A 17,923-nucleotide genomic window follows, 5' to 3' on the forward strand; every position below is an offset into this window, starting at 1 on the left:
CCTCCGGTCCGGGCGTGCGGCTCAGGCCTCTAGCCGAGGCCGCCCGCTCGTCGTTGGCGTCGCCGGGAACGCCAGGCGGCGTCGAGGGAGAGGACGGGGGCGCCCGCGAGGACGAAAGGCAGCCAGGCCATCAAATATGGGAGGTCGTTGCCCAGGTAGTACGGGTCCGAGGCCCAGCTCACCGTCAGCCACAGGCTGAGCGAGATCAGCGTGCCGCCCAGTGCGGCGAGCCGGGTGAGGACGCCGAGCAGGACGCCTATGCCGACGGAGAGTTCGCCGAAGGCCATGGCGTAGCCGAAGCCGACCGGGCTCTTGAGGGCCAGATCGACCATGGCCGGGATGGCGGAGGAGTCACGGACGGCGCGCATGGTCTCGCCGATCGAGCCGGCGCCGCTCGCCTTCAGGAAGGCGGGGTCGGTGAGCTTGTCGAGGCCGGCGTAGACGAAGGTCACGCCGAGGAAGATCCTCAGAGGGAGGAGGGCGTAACGGGCGGCGGTGTCCCGCCGACTGTGGCCGCCCCCGTCGAGATAGGGAGGATAGGTGTCCGTCCGCGCACTGTGAGTCATCGCCCGTAGCCGCCTCTCGCCCGGAGTGGTGGGACCCTCGACAGACCATACGTACGGCATGGCGGGGTGCACTCAAAGGTGTGCACGGGCTCCGCAGGACACCGGTTCACCGGCCCCGGCCCCGACCCCGGGCCGGGAGGCGGCGGGGCCGGCCGGTGACGTCGGCCGGTGACGTCGGTCGGTGACGTCGGCCGGTGACGTCGGCCGGTGACGTCGGCCGGTGACGTCGGCCGGTGACGTCGGCCGGTGACGTCGGCCGGTGACGTCGGCCGGTGACGTCGGTGGCTGAGGTCGGTGGCTGAGGTCGGTCGGTGACGTCGGTGGCTGAGGTCGGTCGGTGAGGTCAGTCGGTGACGTCGATCGCGTACCGGTTGGTCTCCACTCCGGCCGCGGTGACGACCTGGACCTCCACCCGCCCGGGCTCCACGTCCGCCGGCACGGGCACGGTGAGGACGTCGTCGCCGGGGTTGCTGAAGCCGCCCGTGACGGGGACCAGCGGGACGTGCACATGGACCGGGCCGATGCGGACGACCATGCGGGAGAGTCGGTCGGCGGTCTGGGCGCCGGGCGGGACGAATCCGGCGCCGCGGATCTCGATGTCGTCGCCGGTGCGGATCGGGGCGTCGAGGTCGCCGGCCTCGCGGGAGCGGACGACGGAGAGGATGACGGGTCGGCCGCCCTCGGCGTACTTGCCGGCCAGGTAGGTCGCGGCCGAGACGAGAACGACGACCGCCAGGCCCCAGGGCAGGTCGGGCAGCTGGTCGGGGCGGCGGGCCAGGCGCACCGCGGCGAAGGCGAGGGCGACGGCGCCGATCACGGCGTACTGGATGTCGGCGAACGCGCCGCGGCCGGCGTCGTCGGTGAGCAGGTCGGCCGCCCGGGGGCGGTGGGCGCGGACCTTCTGCAGCCGCTGTCCGAGGACGCGCAGGCCGACCACACGGCGCACCAGCACGGCGATCCCGCAGACCACGGCGAGGACGGTCACCGTGCCCGCGCCGCGTGCGAGGTCGAGCCCGGCGATCAGCGCGTCGCGTTCGGCGTGGCCGGAGGCGGCGGCGAGCCGGCCCACCAGGACCAGCACCGCGTAGGCCACGAACAGCACCCAGGCGGCGGCGACCGCGCGGGAGGTGGAGAGCCGGTTGTCCTCGCCGATCACGGGCGCCAGCGCCCCGCCGCGCGCCCGGTGGAACCAGGAGGCGACGGTCAGCGCGCCGGCGACGACGAGTGCGGCGAGGAGTCCGGCCGTGCGGGCGGCCGTCCAGCCCGCGCCGACGGCGGTCAGGGACTGCACCAGCAGCAGCGTGACGACCGCCGCCCACACGGTGGTCGCGGTGCGCCGCCACAGGCGGCCGAGCCAGGCCTCGCCCTCGGCGCGGCCGCGTTGCGCGACCAGTTCCGCGGACTGCGTGAGCTCCTCGGAGACCCACTGGCGGGACGCCGACACCGAGTGGGCGACGGCGGCCGGCAGGCCCTGTCCCGCGGCGAACTCGTCCCGCCTCAGCAGGAACGCGGCGACCGCGCGCCGGTGTCCCTCGCGTGCCCCGAGGGGACAGTCCTCGCAGGTGCAACCGCCTTCGTGCGGGCCCGCACCCGGGCCCGGGCCCGCGCCCTGTCTCGCCTCCTGCACCGCCACGTCCGACGCCCTGCCTTCCCCACGACCCGATCGGATGGCGGCCCCGGAAAGCCCTCTGAAGGTCCCGGTCGCCACCCTGTGAACAACTCCCCTGCGATGTCCGCGAATTGTGCCCTACGACACACCCTGTGTGTCCGGCAGGTCTGGTCAGGGCGGGTGAAGCCGGGCAGGCCGTGTTGACCCGGCTGCGAGAATTTCCCCATGGCCGAGATCATCCAGCGTCACGGGACCTGGGCCTTCGACGGCACGACGGTGAGGATCACACCGGGACTGCATCGCTCCGTGCCGCTGTTCCGGCAGACGTACGGGGAGATCGCCGTGCCGCTGGAGGCGGTCGCCGGGATCGTCTACGAGCCCGAACGCCGGCGTGGGCGGTTGCGGATGCGGTTGCGCGAGGGGGCCGACCCGCTGCTGCAGGCGACCGGCGGCCGGCTGCCGGACGCGGCCGACCCCTATCGGCTCACGGTGGACACGGACCGCTCGGGAATCGCCGAGTACCTCGCCGAGGAGATCCGGCACGCGCTGCTGCTGGACCGGATCACGGACGCGCCGACCACGGCGTATCTCCTGCCGGGTCCGCCGGTGCCGGTGTCGGTGCGGTCCTCCGACGGCACCGTCTCCTTCGACGGCGTCCAGGTGCGGATCGACTGGGCGGACACCTCGGACCGGGTGAAGCGGGCGACCGGACCCCGCGTGCTCGACGTCGGCGACCTGGTGCGGGTCGAGTGGCTGCCCAACTCTGGGCTGGACGACGGCTTCCTGCGCTTCGTGACCCGCGAGACGGTGTTCTCGAAGCTGCCTGCCGAGAAGGACCCGTACGCCCTGGACCTGTGGGGCAATGTGAGCCGCGACCTGCTGACGGCGCTGGTGGCGACGGCCGTCACCGCACGTCTCCCGCACCCCTCGGCCCGCGCCGACCCCGAGCCCGGGGACGAACCGGAGCGCGCGGACCGCGTCGCGGGCCGGGGACGGCGGCACACGGCATCCGCCCCGAACCCGGCCGGCCCGAATCCGGCCGACCCTAATCCGACCGCCCGGAACCCGGCCGACCACCACGACGTGCTGCTGCGCCGGCTGCGCGAGTTGGGCGAGCTGCACCGGGACGGGGTGCTGACCGACGAGGAGTTCGCGAGGACGAAGGCCGTCGTGCTGCGCGGCTTCTGAGTGAGCGGTGAACCATGGGCAGCTCACACAGTTCACACAGCTCGCGCGGCGCACCCATCTCATACAGCTCGCGCGGCGCACCCATCTCATACAGCTCATGCAGCTCGGTCAGCTCAGCAGGTCCGGTTCGCTGCGGCTGACGTCCTGCCACAACGGCTGGTAGTTGATCCACGCGACCAGGTCGCCGCCGAGCTGCTCCCGGGTCGCGACCGCCGCCCGGTGGTCGATCAGCACGGGCCTGCCCGCCGCCCGCGCGGTCAGCTGGACCTGGCTGGAGCGTTCCATGGAGACGAACCACCAGGCGGCCGCGTCGACGGAGTCCCCGACGGTCAGCAGCCCGTGGTTGCGCAGCACCAGCGCCTTGCGCGAGCCGAGCGCGGCCGCGATGCGCCGCCCCTCCTCCGCGTCGACGGCCACGCCGGTGTAGGCGTCGTAGAGGGCATGGTCCTCGTAGAACGCGCAGCTCTCCTGGGTGAGGGGGTCGAGCAGCTCGCCGAGTGCGGCGAGGGCGCGGCCGTGGACGGAGTGGCAGTGGGCCACGGCGACGACGTCGGGGCGCGCGGCGTGCACCTGGGCGTGCACGGTGAAGGCGGCCTGGTTGACGTGGTAGCGGCCCTCGATCACCTGGCCGTCGGCGTTGGCCAGCACCAGGTCGCTGACGGTGACGTGCTTGAAGGACATGCCGAACGGATTGACCCAGAAGCAGTCGCTGTATTCGGGGTCGCGGGCGGTGATGTGCCCCGAGACGCCGTCCTCGAAGCCGAGGCGTCCGAAGATCCGTACCGCGCCGGCCAGCCGCTCCTTTCGGTGCCGGCGCTCGTCCTCCACCGACTCGTGCATCGGCGGCATCGCGAACTGCAGCCGGTCGGTGGGCAGCGGGGCAGGCGGCGTGGGCCCGTGCATCGGTCCTCCAGCACTGGGTTGCTTTACGACGCGGAAGTTACCGTCGGTCAGCGCAAAAGGGCAGAGCCGTTATGCAAAGATGACGATTTCCGTCACCTTCGGAGCACGTCTTGAGCATCGCTGGCCGCCACATCACCGCCCTCATGCGTCAGATCGCGACGCGCAACGCCATCGAGCTGGTCCATCCCTTCGCGGAGTTCCAGACGTTCGGCGCGCTGGCCTACATAGCCGAGTGCTACGGATTCCGGTACGAGAGCGTGCGTCTCGTCGGCAAGCACCGGATCCTCCACGTCCGGCTGGTCCGCGATCCCGACCCGTCGGCGCGGCAGCGGGCCGCGGCGAACTCGGCCGCCTTCCCCGACCCGGGCCCCGGCCGCCCCGTGCCGGGCATGTACCTGGGCTCGCTCACACCGGTCCCCGAGGCGCAGGCGGACGTCGAACTGATCACCGCGCTCATCCGCCACGACGCCTTCGCAGCGGCCGCCAACCGCAAGCAGCTGCAGTTCATCGGGTGGGGTTCGGGGGTGCTGTTCCTGCTGATGGCCGCGCTGACCGGCGTGTACGCGGTGCTGCTCCCGCTCGCCGTGCTGATGCCGGCGTTCGTGCTGGGCGCTCTGCGGGTGAACACGATGCGCCGCGCGAAGCTGGCCCGGCAGCTCACTGCGGCGGGCTGCACTCCGGTGCGGGACGGTGCGGGGGTGGAGCGGTACGTGCGACCGGCCCCGGCACCCTTCGGAACGCCGTACGGCACACCCCAGGGCCCGCTGCAGGGAACGCCGTACGGCGCACCCCAGGGCCCGGCGCAGAGCCCGGCGCAGGGAACGCCGTACGGCGCGCCGCAGGGATTCTGACGGCGCGCGGGCGCCGGGAAACACCGACAGAAGGTGTCCGGTATCAGGGGCACACTCGCCGTATGACACCGAGCAGCGCCCCCGAGAACTGGTCCGTCTTCACCGAGGCGGAGCCCGAGTTCGCGAAGACCGCCGAGGACCGCTTCGGCGCGTTCACCCATCACGTCCTGGCGACCCTGCGCAAGGACGGCTCCCCGCGCACGTCCGGCGTCGAGGTCCGTTTCCTCGCCGGTGAGCTGTGGCTCGGCATGATGCCGGGCTCGCTCAAGGCCCTCGACCTGCGCCGGGACCCCCGCTTCTGTCTCCAGGCCAACCCCGGCGAGGGCACCGGGATGGGCGGGGGCGACGTACGGATCGCGGGGCGGGCGATCGAGGTGGCGGACGGCGAGGCGAAGGCCGCGTACGTGAAAGAGGTGGAACCGCCGCAGCCGTTCCACCTCTTCCGCACCGAGCTGACGGAGGTCGTACGGACCTACGTCGAGGACGACACGTATCTGGTCGCCCAGGTCTGGCGGCCAGGAGCGCCGGTGCGCACTCTCAGGCGGACCTGAACCCGGTCCCAGGGCCCCTCACCGGGCCCTGGTGCGGCTCACTCCCACTCGATGGTGCCCGGCGGCTTCGAGGTCACGTCGACGACGACACGGTTGACGTCACGGACCTCGTTGGTGATCCGGGTGGAGATCTTCGCCAGGACGTCGTACGGCAGCCGCGACCAGTCGGCGGTCATGGCGTCCTCGGACGAGACGGGGCGCAGCACGATGGGGTGGCCGTAGGTGCGGCCGTCGCCCTGGACGCCGACGCTGCGGACGTCCGCGAGCAGCACCACCGGGCACTGCCAGATCTCCCGGTCGAGACCGGCGGCCGTCAGCTCCTCGCGGGCGATGGCGTCGGCGTCGCGCAGCAGGTCCAGGCGCTCCTTGGTGACCTCGCCGACGATGCGGATGCCGAGGCCGGGGCCCGGGAACGGCTGGCGCTGGACGATCTCCTCCGGCAGGCCGAGCTCCTGGCCGACCATGCGGACCTCGTCCTTGAACAGTTTGCGCAGCGGCTCGATCAGCTGGAACTCGAGGTCCTCGGGCAGGCCGCCGACGTTGTGGTGCGACTTGATGTTCGCCGTGCCGGTGCCGCCGCCGGACTCGACGACGTCCGGGTAGAGCGTGCCCTGGACCAGGAAGGCGACCTCGGGGCCGTCGTCCGCGATGATCTCCGCCTGGGCCTGCTCGAAGACGCGGATGAACTCGCGCCCGATGATCTTCCGCTTCTCCTCGGGGTCCGAGACGCCCTTGAGCGCGGTGAGGAAGCGTTCCTCTGCGTCCACGACCTTCAGCTGGACGCCGGTCGCGGCCACGAAGTCCTTCTCGACCTGCTCGGTCTCGCCCTTGCGCATCAGGCCGTGGTCGACGTACACGCAGGTCAGCTGGGAACCGATGGCCTTCTGGACGAGGGCCGCGGCGACCGCCGAGTCGACGCCGCCGGACAGGCCGCAGATGGCGCGCTTGTCGCCGACCTGCTCGCGGATGGCCGCGACCTGCTCCTCGATGACGTTGCCGGTGGTCCAGTCGGGCGTGAGGCCCGCGCCCCGGTACAGGAAGTGCTCCAGGACCTGCTGGCCGTGCGTGGAGTGCATGACCTCGGGGTGGTACTGGACGCCGTACAGCTTCTTCTCGTCGTTCTCGAAGGCGGCGACCGGGACGACGTCCGTGGAGGCGCTGACGACGAAGCCCTCGGGGGCGGCGGAGCAGGCGTCGCCGTGCGACATCCATACGGCCTGCTCGGCGGGGGTGCCCTCGAAGAGGGTGGAGGAGACGCGGGAGACGTGCAGGTCGGTGCGGCCGTACTCACGGGCGCCGGTGTTGTCGACCGTGCCGCCGAGGGTCTGCGCCATCAGCTGGAAGCCGTAGCACATGCCGAAGACGGGAACGCCGGCTTCGAAGATCGCGCGGTCGAGGCGGGGGGCGCCCTCCTCGTAGACGGACGAGGGGCCGCCGGAGAGGACGATCGCCGCCGGGTTCTTGGCGAGCATCTCCTGAACGGGCATGGTGCTCGGCACGATCTCGCTGTAGACCCGCGCCTCGCGGACTCGACGGGCGATGAGCTGGGCGTACTGCGCGCCGAAGTCGACGACCAGGACGGTGTCGGGGGCGGCGGCAGCGGGAGTCGCTGTGGACACGGGGGCCTTCCGGCGGTTCGGGCGTGGTCTCTGTGCTGGCCAATTCTACCGAGAGCGGACGCGAGGCCGTCCCGGCTCCGCGGCCGCCCCGGCATCCGCCTCCGCGGCCGCCCCGGCATCCGCCTCCGCAGCCGCCCTCGCGTCTCAGGATGCGAACCGGCTTGGACCGCGCCCGGCGCCCCTGCATACTGGGCCGCATGCTCGCGCACACGACGTTCGTCTTTACCTATGGCACCCGGCCCGCCGGCTGCCATGGTCGTGTTGCTTGAGCTGCTGACAAGCGACTTTCCAGGCGCCCCGGGCCGACAAGGCCCGGGGCGCCTGTCGTTTCTCCCGGGTCCTGTCGCTCCGGGGCGGCCCGAACCCGTACAAGGAGCCCCCATGACCGCCATCGACGTGACCGGCGCCCGTACCTCCGAGGCCGCCGACGTGATCACCGGCGCCCGTGAGCGCATCGACGCGCTCGACGACCGGATCATCGGTCTGATCCAGGAACGGATGGCCGTCTCGGCCGTCATCCAGGAGGCGCGGATCACCTCCGGCGGCCGGCGGGTGAACCTCTCCCGCGAGCTGGAGGTCCTCGGCCACTACCGGGACGCGCTGGGACGGCCCGGCACGGCTCTGGCGATGACGCTCCTCGAACTGTGCCGGGGTCGCGTGTGACGTCGGGCGTCAGTTCGGCCGCCGTCTCACCCGTACGGCGCGTGACCGCGGCCCCGGCGGCGTCGTTGGTCCCCGTGTCCGCTCCAGCCAGGGGCGGGTCCGGAAGAACCACGCGTGGCTCGCTGGGGCGATGAGACGTACGGATCGTGACGTGCGTCGTGGGACCTCGCTCCGAAAGTGACCGGACGGCAGGGGACAGCAGCCCGGTCACCAAGAGAACGGTCGGTCTCGGGGACGCCCGGGACCGACCGGCGGAAAATGCAAAAATGCACAAGGGCTGGGTCAAACGGTTGCGGGGGCCGCGCTCATCCAGCACGATGCGTAGAAAGCACCCGAACGACCTCAAGTCCCCCTTCGGGCGACAACCCCACGTGCGTCGCCCTCCTTCTTCGTTCCAGACCAGCGGCGCAACCCCCCGGCGCCGCTCCCAGGCACCGGCGCTGCCCTGACGCCGGTGCTGACGATAAAGAAGGGCCCTGCGGATCCGTCCCGCGGGGCCCTTCGTCATGCCCGGGGGGGGCTTCTCGCACCGAGCCGGGAGCAGGTGTGATGCGCGCCACATAAAGATCCTGTGAGTCAGCACAACCGTTCACAGCCGTCGCAGGTCACACCCAGCGAAAACAGGCCCACTCCCGACCCCCATTGCGGAAGGCCTCCACCCCAGATCCGCCGAGGTCTTCATGAAGCTTCGCCGCACGATGGTCGCCCTGGCCGCGACCGCCGTCGTCGCCCCGTTGGCCCTGCTGTCCGCGCCCGCCGCCTTCGCGGAGGGCGACGAGACGTCCTCCGCGACCGCGTCCGCGACGCAGAGCGCCACGTCCAGCCCGTCGGAGTCGGACGGCCAGAGCGCCTCCGGTACGCCCACCGGCGCCGGCTCGGCCTCCTCCTCGACCGATTCGGGCGCCCTGCAGGCGTCCGGCACGCCGACCGGCAGCCCGACCGGCTCCCCGTCGTCGTCCGCGTCCGCCTCGGGGACGTCCACCGCGAGCCCGTCGGCGAGCGAGAGCGACGGCGCGTTCGACCCGTACACGGACTGCAAGTCCTTCGACCTGGACGAGAAGCTCACGGCTGAGATCAAGGGCCTGCCGAGCAAGATCGTCGCCGGTTCGGGCTGGCACGACTTCGAGTTCGTCGTCGACAACGACTCCGACCAGGACCTGAAGAACGTGTACATCGACGCGTTCATGGAGTACGGCGACGAGACCGACACCCTGCTGTCCGAGGGTCTCGCCGTCATCCAGGTCAAGGAGGACGGCAAGTGGACCAGCGGCTACCAGGACTCCTACGAGGACGAGCACGGCAAGCAGGTCGTCACGGGTTCCTTCGTGGGACTGCTGGACACCCTGGAGGCGAACTCCTCTGACTCCCTCGACCTGCGGGTGAAGGTCAAGGCGTCGGCGCCGGCGGGCGCGTCTTTCGCGCTGAGCGAGGCCATCTACGCCGGCAAGGGCTCCGCCTGCTACGGCAACGGTGACGGCTACGACGTCCAGATCGTCGCCGCCGGCGGCCACGCCGACGGCGCGGGCGACGCCAAGCCGAACGGCGACAAGCCCGCCGACGGCGGCGTCAAGGCCCAGGGCGGCGCCAAGCCGATCACCGGCAGCCTCGCGTCCACCGGTTCGGACTCGGCGCTGCCGATGATCGGGCTGGTCGGCGGCGTCGCCGTCGTCGCCGGTGCGGGAGCGGTGTTCGCCGCCCGTCGCCGCAAGGCCGGCGCGCACGCGTAACACGCCACGAGGACCAGCGAAGGGACCTGCGCTCGGAGGGGGGCGCAGGTCCCTTCGCCGTGTCCGGACCTCGTACGACCTCGCGCGACCGCATGGGACGGCGTGCGACCGCATGCGACCTCGTACGACCGCGTGCGACCTCGTCCGGTGCACGCGTTCGCACGCGGTCTACTGCTTGGGCGGAACCGCCGGCATCCCCAGGAACGGCAACCGCAGCGCGCCGAACGCCTCCGCGGGCACCGCAGGGCTGACCGGCTCGACCGGCTTCAGCCGCTCGTACGCCGCCCCCTGCGCCGGACGCGGGTCCGTCTCGCCCTTGTTCGGCCAGTACGACATGGCCCGCTCGGCCTGGGCGGTGATGGTGAGCGACGGGTTCACCCCGAGGTTCGCCGAGACCGCTGCGCCGTCGACGACCGAGATGCCGGGGTGGCCGTAGAGGCGGTGGTAGGGGTCGATGACGCCGCTCTCGCGGGAGTCGCCGATCGGGCAGCCGCCGAGGAAGTGCGCGGTGAGCGGGGTGCCCATCAGTTCGCCCACGTTGGAGCCCGCGAAGCCGTTGATGTCGGCGGCGATCACGGAGGCGGCCTGCGAAGCGGCCCTGATCTGCTTGGGGTTGGGAGCGCCGTGCCCCTGACGCGCGGTCAGCAGACCCTTGCCCACGCCCGCCGGCTTGAGGTACGTCGTCAGCGAGTTGTCCAGCGACTGCATCACCAGACCGATGATGGTGCGCTCCGACCAACGGCGGTTGGAGAGCGAGCGCAGCACGAGGAGCGGGTGGCGGGCGGCGTTCGCCAACCAGCCGGCGACCCTCGACGAGCCCTCCGCGTACGGCACCTGCAGGATCGACAGACTGCCCATGGAGTTGGAGCCCCGGCCGTAGCGCACCGGCTCGATGTGGGTGTTCTCGTCCGGATGGATGGACGAGGTGATGGCGACGCCGCGCGTGAAGTCGACCCTGGGGGCGCCGGTCGCCCTGCGGTAGCGGCGGTCGTCGGTCTGGGCGCCGACCAGGGCCTCGGAGTTGGTGCGGGTCAGATGGCCCAGCCGGTCCGACAGATAGGGGAGTTGGCCGCCTGCCTTCATCCGGTGCAGCAGGGTCTGCGTGCCGTAGGTGCCGGCCGCCAGGACGACCCGGCGCGCCTTGAAGACCCTGCCGTGCGCCCTGCCCTTGCGACGCGCGTCGGTGGGCAGGGTGGCGATCGCGAAGCCGCCCTGGGAGTCGTCCGTGACGGACATGACCGTCGTCAGGGGGTGGACGACCGCGCCCGCCTTCTCGGCGAGATGCAGGTAGTTCTCGTTGAGGGTGTTCTTGGCCCCGTGGCGGCAGCCGGTCATGCACTCACCGCACTCCACGCAGGCCCTGCGGGCCGGGCCCGCGCCCCCGAAGTAGGGGTCGGCGACCTGCTCCCCCGGCCGGGCCTTCGCCGTGCCGTCGGCGTCCTCGCCGTCGCCGAAGAACACCCCGACCGGCGCCAGGTGGAAGGTGTCGCCGACGCCCATCCGTTCCGCGGCCGCCTTCAGGTGCACGTCGGAGGGGGTCGTCGTGGGGTTGAGCCGTACGCCCAGCATGCGGCGCGCCTGGTCGTAGTACGGCGTCAGCTCCGCCTGCCAGTCGGTGATGTCACGCCACTGGGGGTCGTCGAAGAAGGGCTTCGGCGGGACGTAGAGGGTGTTGGCGTAGTTGAGGGAGCCGCCGCCCACGCCCGCGCCGGCCAGGACCATGACGTTGCCCAGCAGATGGATGCGCTGGATGCCGTACATGCCGAGGGCGGGGGCCCAGAGGTAGTTCTTCAGGTCCCAGGAGTTCCTGGGGAGCGACTCCCGGGTGAAGCGGCGGCCCGCCTCCAGGACGCCCACGCTGTAGCCCTTCTCCGTCAGGCGCAGGGCGGTCACGGAACCGCCGAAGCCGGATCCGACGACGATGACGTCGTAGTCGTAGGCGTCCTGGGACACGTGCTCTCCTCGTCGGGAACGGGTGGGGTTCAGCGCAGCCGGAGCGTCTTCATCACCTTCAGGCTGGTGCTCATGAACCGGGCGTACTTCTCGTCGTCCATGCCGAGGGCCGGCGCCATCGGCAGCAGGCGCTGCTCGGCCACCGTCTGGGCCTCGGTGTACTTGAGGATGCCCTCGGAGCCGTGACGGCGGCCGAGCCCGGAGTCCTTCATGCCGCCCATCGGGGACTGGACGCTGCCGTAGGCCGAGGCGTAGCCCTCGTTGACGTTGACCGTGCCGGCGCGCACCCGGGAGGCGACCTCCCGGCCGCGGCGGCCGTCCTTCGTCCACACCGACGAGTTCAGGCCGTACGGCGTGGAGTTGGCCAGCTCGATCGCCTCGTCGTCGGTCGTGAAGCGGTAGATCGAGACGACCGGGCCGAAGGTCTCCTCGGTGCAGACGGCCATGGGCTCGGTGACGCCGTCGAGGATGGTCGGCTCGAAGAAGAACGGGCCGACGTCCGGGCGGGCGACGCCGCCGGCGACGACCTTCGCGCCCTTCGCGACGGCCTCCTCGACGTGCCGGGTCACCGTCTCCAGCTGGCGTTCGCCGACCAGGGAGCCCATGTCGGCGCCGTAGGCCAGGGAGGTGCCGAGGCGCATGGCCCGGGTGCGGGCGGCGAAGCGCTCCACGAAGGCGTCCGCGATCGACTCGTGGACGTACAACCGCTCGATGGAGATGCAGAGTTGGCCGGCCGATGAAAAGCAGGCGCGAACGGCGCCGGCCGCGGCCTTCTCCACGTCGGCGTCCTCCAGGACCAGCATGGCGTTCTTGCCGCCGAGTTCGAGGGAGACGCCGACGAGCCGGGCGGCGGCGCCCTGGGCGACCTCGCGGCCGGTGCGGGTGGAGCCGGTGAAGGAGACGTAGTCGGCGTGCCGGACGACCTCGGGGCCGACGACGGGACCCTCGCCCAGGACGACCTGGAAGACGTCGGCGGGCAGACCGGCCTCGATGAGCAGGTCACGGGCCCACAGGGCGGTCAGGCAGGTCTCCGTGTCGGGCTTCATCACGACGGCGTTGCCCGCGACGAACGCCGGCAGCGCGTCGCCCACCGACAGCTCCAGCGGGTAGTTCCACGGGGCGATCTGGCCCACGACCCCGCGCGGGTGGCGCAGCTCGGTGACCTTCGTGAGGGTCGGCATGGCGCCGGCGTGCCGCTTGGGGCGCAGATACGCGGGGGCCTTGCGGCCGTAGTGGCGGGCGGCCACGGCGACGGCCTGCACCTCCTCGTGGGCGTGCAGGCGCGCCTTGCCCGTCTCCAGCTGGATGAGGTCGAGCACCTCGGCCTGGCGCTCCAGCACCAGGTCGTGGAAGCGGAGCAGGACGGCGGCGCGTTCCCGGACCGGCGTCTTCGCCCACACCGCCTGGGCGGCGCGGGCCGCCTCGTAGGCCTTGAGGACGTCCTCCGGGGTGGACTCGGGCAGGTCGGCGAGCTTCTCGCCGGTGAACGGCGTGTGGTTGGCCGTCCGGCCGGAGCCGGTCACGCCCTTGGTGAGCTGGGCGACCAGCTCCGGGGTCACCACGTCGGCGGCCGTGCGGACGCCGGTGGGGGTGGGGGCGAGGGGATTCGTGCCGGTCTTTGCCGGTGCCTTTTCCGGGGCCTGCGAGTCCGTCATGAGGCGCAGGGTATGACGTGCGGGGGACTTTGGGTACCCGCCGGTAATAGGGATTCACCGGCCGCACACACGACGCCAGCGTTCACTGGCAACAAACCTGCTGATCAGGGCGTTGGGTCCGGCGCTCACCGCCCGGTTTCCGCCGCCGGCGATCTTCGGGCGGCCGGGCGGGACGGTCCCCGGCGGTTACCGGGAGTCCACCGGGCAGGGCGGCGCCGCCCTGCGGTCCAGGCCGGCGCGGGCAGTGTCCCGGCCGGCGGCGCGGCCCTCGTCCAGGGCGGCACGGGCCGCTTCCAGGGCGGTCGCGGTGTCCTGCGGGGTCGGCCGGCGTTCCGGGTCGCGGTGCAGGAGGCCCTGGAGGAGGGGGGCGAGCGGGCCGGCGCGGGCCGGCTCGGGCGGGTCCGCGGCGAAGACCGCGGCGGGCGTGGACCGCGGGGCCGTCCCGTGGAACGGGGACCGGCCCTCGACGGCCGCGTACAGCAGGACGCCGAGGGACCACAGGTCGGAGGCGGGGCCCGCACCGCGTCCGGACATCCGCTCAGGAGCGATGAAGTCCGGGGCTCCGACGCCGTCGCCGGTCGCGGTCCTGGCCTCCTCACCCAGGACGTGCGCGATGCCGAAGTCGGTGACGACGACACGGCCGTGGGCGCCCCGCCCGGGCGGAGCCGGGAGCGGGGGGTGCCCGAGCAGCACGTTGGTCGGCTTCAGGTCCCCGTGGACGATGCCGACGACGTGCGCGGCGCGCAGCGCGCCCAGGACGGCGAGGCCGACCCGGGCCGCCTCGGCGGGGTCGAGCGGGCCGCGCCGCAGCGTCTCGCGCAGGGACTCGCCGTGGATGAACTCCATGACGATCCAGGGGAGCCCGCCCTCGACGTCCGCCCCCTCCGCCATCACCACGTCGTGGATGGTGACGGCACAGGGGTGGTCGACACGGGCGGCGGCACGGGCCTCCCGCTGGAGGCGGTGGGCCGCACGGCGGTAGGGCTCTTCCTCCGGCCGTCCCGGCAACCAGGGCTTTTTGACGGCGACTTCACGTCCCGTCAGCTCGTCCCGGCCCCGCCACACGGTGCCGGAAGCGCCGGATCCGATGCGATCGAGCAGCCGGTAGCGGCCGTCCGGTATCCGGCCTTCGGCGTCTCCGGGGTCCCCGTCGTTGCTCATGCCTCCATGACTACCACGATCGCCGGTCAACTCCCGTCGAAGCGACGGCGGTTCGAGGTCGGTTCCGCGGCGGATCCACGGCGGATCCACGGCGGATCCACGGCGGATCCACGGCAGGTCAGTCCACGGCGGGTCGGGCTAGAGTCGGTCGATCTCCAGGTTGTCGATCGCCGTGCGGGCCACCTCGCGGCCGCGCGAGGTGAAGTCGCCCTTGCCGGGGTAGCCGACCATGAGCTTGTACATGTCGCCACCGCTGGACTTGTAGTACAGGATCCTCAGCTCGCGCGGGGCCGGGTGCTGGCTGTCGTCGGTGGTGTACACGACCGTGTTCCCGGCGGCCTTGCGGCCGTGGAAGGTCGCGTCGCCGTCCGTGCTGGTCCGCGGCCCCTTCGGCATGTTGACCAGGTAGTCGCCGGACACCTTGAAGTCGCCGTCGTCGGCGTACATCTCGGCCGCCGCGGAGTCCTTGATCGCGTGGCCTTTGTCCTCCGCCCTGCGCTCGACCTGCAGGACGACCGAGATCGCGCCGCTCGGGTCGGTCCAGCTCACCCAGTGCTCGTCCGCCGGGGCCTCCTTGGCGGGTTCGCCGCGCACGTAGCTGCCGGGCACCGCGAGCGTCGCGGTGACCTCCTTCTCGTGCTTCGTCTTCCACCCGTCCGGCAGCGGCCCGGCGAACGGGTCGGCGACCACCAGGTACGCCGCCGCCGCCCCGGCCACGACGGCGGCCCCCAGCCCGGTCCACCACCCCGTGCGGCCGAACCGGCGCCGGGCAGGGGGGCTCCCGGCGTGCGCGACGGCCTGGGCGGGCTGCGGTGCGGGCGGGTTCGCGGCTGCCTCCAGCAGGGCCCGCACCCGGGCGGCCGCCGGACGGCGCGCCGGGTCCTTCTCCAGCAGCCCGTCGACGGCCTCGGCCAGCGGCCCCTGCGCGGCGGCGGGCGGCGCGGGGACCGCGTGCAGGACCGACTGGAGGGTGGCCGGGGTGTTGCTGCGGCGGAACGGCGAGACGCCCTCGGTCGCCGCGTACAGCACCACGCCCAGGGACCACAGGTCGGCGGCCGGGCCCGGACGCTGCCCCAGCACCCGCTCGGGGGCGATGTACTCGGGCGAGCCGACGATGCCGCCGGTGTCGGTCAGCCGGGTGTCGCCCTCGATCTGGGCGATGCCGAAGTCGGTGAGGACGATCCGGTCGTGGCGGCCGAGGAGGATGTTGTCCGGCTTGACGTCCCGGTGCAGGACGCCCGCCGCGTGCGCGGCCTCCAGCGCGCCGAGCACCTCCAGGCCGACGCGGGCCGCCTCGCGCGCGCTGAGCGTGCCCTCCTGGAGGACGTCGCCCAGCGAGCGCCCGCGCACCAGCTCCATCACGATCCACGGCCGTCCGTCCACGACCGCGACGTCGTGCACGCCGACCACGGCCGGATGGTCCAGCCGGGCCGCGGCCCGCGCCTCGCGACGCATCCGCTCGAACGCGTTGGCGCGTTCGCGTTCCGGAAGATGGTCGGGAACGCGAGGTTCCTTGACGGCGACCTCGCGGTCCACCGTCTCGTCCTTGGCGCGCCACACCGTGCCCATGCCGCCGTGCCCGAGCTTCGCCAGCAGCCGGTAGCGCCCGGCGACGAGCCGTCCGACCCCCGGCTCCGGCTCCGGCTCGGCCTGCGCGGGCACGGCCGCCTGTGGGTTCGGCGGTTGCAGCACAAAACTCGTCGTCTCATCGGACTCGCGGCCGACGCCCCCGTTGTGGCTCATGGTCCATCCATATCGCGCCAGGCAGGCCGGTATCCACCGGTGAAGGGCAACTACCGTGTCACGAACGTGTCGACCGCGACGTCGAAGTACTCCCGCGCCTCGCGCACCTTCCCGACCGGCGCCGACACCCACACGTCGTACTGCCGTCCGCCCTGCTGCCAGCACAGGTCGTAGGTGTGCCGGGGGCCCTCCGCCGCGCTGAAGCCGTCCCAGGTGAACTGCCAGAGGGCGGCGGGCCGTCCGCCGCGGGTCGTCTCGGTGACCTGGCCGTCGTGGTAGCCCGGGTTGGTGTCCGAGCCCTTGGCGGCCGCCCGCTCCATCACGGCGAGCGGGCCCTCCGGCGCCGCTTCGGACACCTTGACGCCGAGACGGAAGACCTGCCCGGGCGACATGAAGAACACCCGCTCGCCCTGCGGCACGCGCGTGAAGTCCTCCGGCACGGCGAGCGCGAACCCGGCCGGGTCGTCGGCCACGCGGTAGCCGGACGGGGCGGACGGCGTCCCGTTCACCGGGCGGGACGCGGCCGGCAGCGAGGCGGCGGACGTCCCGTGGACCGCCGTCGGAGTGGCGCTGGGACTCGCCGCGGGGCTCGGCGCGCCGCTGGTGCGCGGCCGGCCCGGAGTGGCGCTCGCCGACGCCCCCGGCGCCGGACTCGTGGGCGGGCGTTCCCGGTCGCCGTCCCCCTTCAGCAGCAGCGCCGCAGCCGACACGCCGGCCCCGGCCATGGCGGCGACCAGCAGCGCGGCCACCAGCACGCCGCGTGTCGAGCGCTCCCGGGCGGCGGCGGAGGCGTCCGGGAGGGGCACATCCGCCTGGGTCGGGGTGTAGCCGGACGACACCGGCGGCGGCGTGCGCCCGGTGTCCAGAAAGGCGCGCAGCAGCCGCTCCGCCTCCGCCGCGCCCAGCCGTCTCTCCGGATCGCGCTCCAGCAGCCCCCGCACGACGGGCAGCAGGGGGGCGGCCTGCGGGGGCGTGCGGATCTCGGCGAACACGACGGCGTGCAGGATGCCGCCCAACGAGTCGCGGCGGAACGGGGATTCGCCGCTCAGCGCCGTGCACAGCAGCGCGCCCAGCGACCACAGGTCGGACTCCGCGCCGGTGCGCGACCCGGACATCCGCTCGGGTGCGGTGTACTCGGGCGAACCGACGAACGAGCCGGTCTCGGTGAGCGTGGTCGCGCCCGCGATCTGCGCGATCCCGAAGTCGGTGAGGACGACGCGGTCGCTGTCGCGTTCCAGCAGGACGTTCGCGGGCTTGATGTCCCGGTGCAGGACCCCGGCCGTGTGCGCGGCGCGCAGCGCGCCGAGCAGGGCGACGGCGATCCGGGCCGCCTCTTTCGGCGCGAGCGGGCCCTCGGCGGCGATCCGGTCGGCGAGGGAGCCGCCGTCGATCAACTCCATGACGATGTACGGGCGTTCGCCGTCCTCGACGACGTCGTGCACGACGATGATGTGCGGATGGCTGAGCTGGGCGACCGCTCGAGCCTCGCGCAGGGTGCGGTCGCGGCGGCCGCGCGCCTCCTCCGCGGAGAGCGTGTCGTCCTGGATCAGCTCCTTCACGGCGACACGCCGTCCCAGCAGCTGGTCCGTGGCCCGCCACACGACCCCCATGCCGCCACGCCCGAGTCTCGCCTCGAGCCGGTAACGGCCCGCGATGACCCGTGCGGCGTCCCCGCCCCCCTCGGTCCCCATGGGGCCCATCATGCCCCACCGGAGGCCGCGCCTCCGGGGCGCG

14 protein-coding genes are annotated in these 17,923 nt (G+C 72.7%); 5 read left to right on the forward strand and 9 right to left on the reverse strand.

Annotated features, from left to right (window positions below; genetic code table 11):
* Positions 1–29: 29 nt before the first annotated feature.
* Entirely contained in the window at positions 30–566 is a 537-nt protein-coding gene (locus Sri02f_RS22270) for a DoxX family protein (protein ID WP_109003058.1), read from the reverse strand.
* A gap of 343 nt (positions 567–909) precedes the next feature.
* Positions 910–2,199, reverse strand: a complete 1,290-nt coding sequence (locus tag Sri02f_RS22275; RefSeq protein WP_109003059.1) for a hypothetical protein — start codon at positions 2,197–2,199, stop codon at positions 910–912.
* A gap of 201 nt (positions 2,200–2,400) precedes the next feature.
* On the opposite strand from Sri02f_RS22275, the gene Sri02f_RS22280 reads away from it, so the two are divergent.
* Positions 2,401–3,363 (forward strand): DUF4429 domain-containing protein, encoded by a 963-nt coding sequence (locus Sri02f_RS22280; RefSeq protein ID WP_109003060.1) that lies wholly within the window; start codon positions 2,401–2,403, stop codon positions 3,361–3,363.
* A gap of 108 nt (positions 3,364–3,471) precedes the next feature.
* Here Sri02f_RS22280 and Sri02f_RS22285 read toward each other — a convergent pair whose 3' ends face one another.
* Entirely contained in the window at positions 3,472–4,266 is a 795-nt protein-coding gene (locus Sri02f_RS22285; RefSeq protein WP_109003061.1) for a class II aldolase/adducin family protein, read from the reverse strand.
* 110 nt (positions 4,267–4,376) lie between these two features.
* On the opposite strand from Sri02f_RS22285, the gene Sri02f_RS22290 reads away from it, so the two are divergent.
* Both Sri02f_RS22290 and Sri02f_RS22295 read left to right on the forward strand, forming a co-directional pair.
* Positions 4,377–5,117, forward strand: coding sequence for a hypothetical protein (locus tag Sri02f_RS22290; RefSeq protein WP_245970726.1), 741 nt, complete (start codon positions 4,377–4,379; stop codon positions 5,115–5,117).
* A 62-nt stretch (positions 5,118–5,179) separates the two neighbouring features.
* The gene (locus Sri02f_RS22295) at positions 5,180–5,668 is read left to right on the forward strand and encodes a pyridoxamine 5'-phosphate oxidase family protein (protein ID WP_109003062.1); all 489 of its coding nucleotides are present in this window, start codon (positions 5,180–5,182) and stop codon (positions 5,666–5,668) included.
* 38 nt (positions 5,669–5,706) lie between these two features.
* Here Sri02f_RS22295 and guaA read toward each other — a convergent pair whose 3' ends face one another.
* Positions 5,707–7,287, reverse strand: a complete 1,581-nt coding sequence (guaA, locus tag Sri02f_RS22300; RefSeq protein WP_109003063.1) for a glutamine-hydrolyzing GMP synthase — start codon at positions 7,285–7,287, stop codon at positions 5,707–5,709.
* Positions 7,288–7,668: 381 nt separating this feature from the next.
* Here guaA and Sri02f_RS22305 point away from each other — a divergent pair, with 381 nt between their 5' ends.
* Together Sri02f_RS22305 and Sri02f_RS22310 are read left to right on the forward strand one after the other, a co-directional pair.
* Positions 7,669–7,950, forward strand: a complete 282-nt coding sequence (locus Sri02f_RS22305; RefSeq protein WP_069773964.1) for a chorismate mutase — start codon at positions 7,669–7,671, stop codon at positions 7,948–7,950.
* Between the two features lie 680 nt (positions 7,951–8,630).
* A complete protein-coding gene (locus Sri02f_RS22310) occupies positions 8,631–9,677 on the forward strand; it encodes an LPXTG cell wall anchor domain-containing protein (protein ID WP_109003064.1) in 1,047 nt (348 codons plus the stop codon).
* A 168-nt stretch (positions 9,678–9,845) separates the two neighbouring features.
* On the opposite strand, the gene Sri02f_RS22315 is transcribed toward Sri02f_RS22310, so the two are convergent.
* From Sri02f_RS22315 to Sri02f_RS22335, 5 genes are all read right to left on the reverse strand, one after another.
* Complete coding sequence (locus Sri02f_RS22315; RefSeq protein ID WP_109003065.1) at positions 9,846–11,630, reverse strand: GMC oxidoreductase; 1,785 nt, start codon at positions 11,628–11,630, stop codon at positions 9,846–9,848.
* 29 nt (positions 11,631–11,659) lie between these two features.
* On the reverse strand, positions 11,660–13,285 hold the full coding sequence (locus tag Sri02f_RS22320; RefSeq protein ID WP_109003066.1) for a succinic semialdehyde dehydrogenase: 1,626 nt from the start codon (positions 13,283–13,285) through the stop codon (positions 11,660–11,662).
* Positions 13,286–13,471: 186 nt separating this feature from the next.
* Complete coding sequence (locus Sri02f_RS22325; protein ID WP_109003067.1) at positions 13,472–14,446, reverse strand: serine/threonine-protein kinase; 975 nt, start codon at positions 14,444–14,446, stop codon at positions 13,472–13,474.
* A 138-nt stretch (positions 14,447–14,584) separates the two neighbouring features.
* A complete protein-coding gene (locus Sri02f_RS22330) occupies positions 14,585–16,189 on the reverse strand; it encodes a serine/threonine-protein kinase (protein ID WP_109003068.1) in 1,605 nt (534 codons plus the stop codon).
* Between the two features lie 50 nt (positions 16,190–16,239).
* On the reverse strand, positions 16,240–17,880 hold the full coding sequence (locus Sri02f_RS22335; RefSeq protein WP_109003069.1) for a serine/threonine-protein kinase: 1,641 nt from the start codon (positions 17,878–17,880) through the stop codon (positions 16,240–16,242).
* Positions 17,881–17,923 lie beyond the last annotated feature (43 nt).

This window comes from Streptomyces rishiriensis (assembly GCF_003112535.1).
GTDB lineage: Bacteria > Actinomycetota > Actinomycetes > Streptomycetales > Streptomycetaceae > Streptomyces > Streptomyces rishiriensis.

Bases quoted from the DNA above. Each gene is read 5' to 3' on its own strand.
- Sri02f_RS22285 (WP_109003061.1), bottom strand. From the start codon at position 4,266: ATGCACGGGCCCACGCCGCCTGCCCCGCTGCCCACCGACCGGCTGCAG.
- Sri02f_RS22270 (WP_109003058.1), bottom strand. From the start codon at position 566: ATGACTCACAGTGCGCGGACGGACACCTATCCTCCCTATCTCGACGGG.
- Sri02f_RS22335 (WP_109003069.1), bottom strand. From the start codon at position 17,880: ATGGGGACCGAGGGGGGCGGGGACGCCGCACGGGTCATCGCGGGCCGT.
- Sri02f_RS22280 (WP_109003060.1), top strand. From the start codon at position 2,401: ATGGCCGAGATCATCCAGCGTCACGGGACCTGGGCCTTCGACGGCACG.
- Sri02f_RS22330 (WP_109003068.1), bottom strand. From the start codon at position 16,189: ATGAGCCACAACGGGGGCGTCGGCCGCGAGTCCGATGAGACGACGAGT.
- Sri02f_RS22320 (WP_109003066.1), bottom strand. From the start codon at position 13,285: ATGACGGACTCGCAGGCCCCGGAAAAGGCACCGGCAAAGACCGGCACG.
- Sri02f_RS22325 (WP_109003067.1), bottom strand. From the start codon at position 14,446: ATGAGCAACGACGGGGACCCCGGAGACGCCGAAGGCCGGATACCGGAC.
- Sri02f_RS22305 (WP_069773964.1), top strand. From the start codon at position 7,669: ATGACCGCCATCGACGTGACCGGCGCCCGTACCTCCGAGGCCGCCGAC.
- Sri02f_RS22295 (WP_109003062.1), top strand. From the start codon at position 5,180: ATGACACCGAGCAGCGCCCCCGAGAACTGGTCCGTCTTCACCGAGGCG.
- Sri02f_RS22310 (WP_109003064.1), top strand. From the start codon at position 8,631: ATGAAGCTTCGCCGCACGATGGTCGCCCTGGCCGCGACCGCCGTCGTC.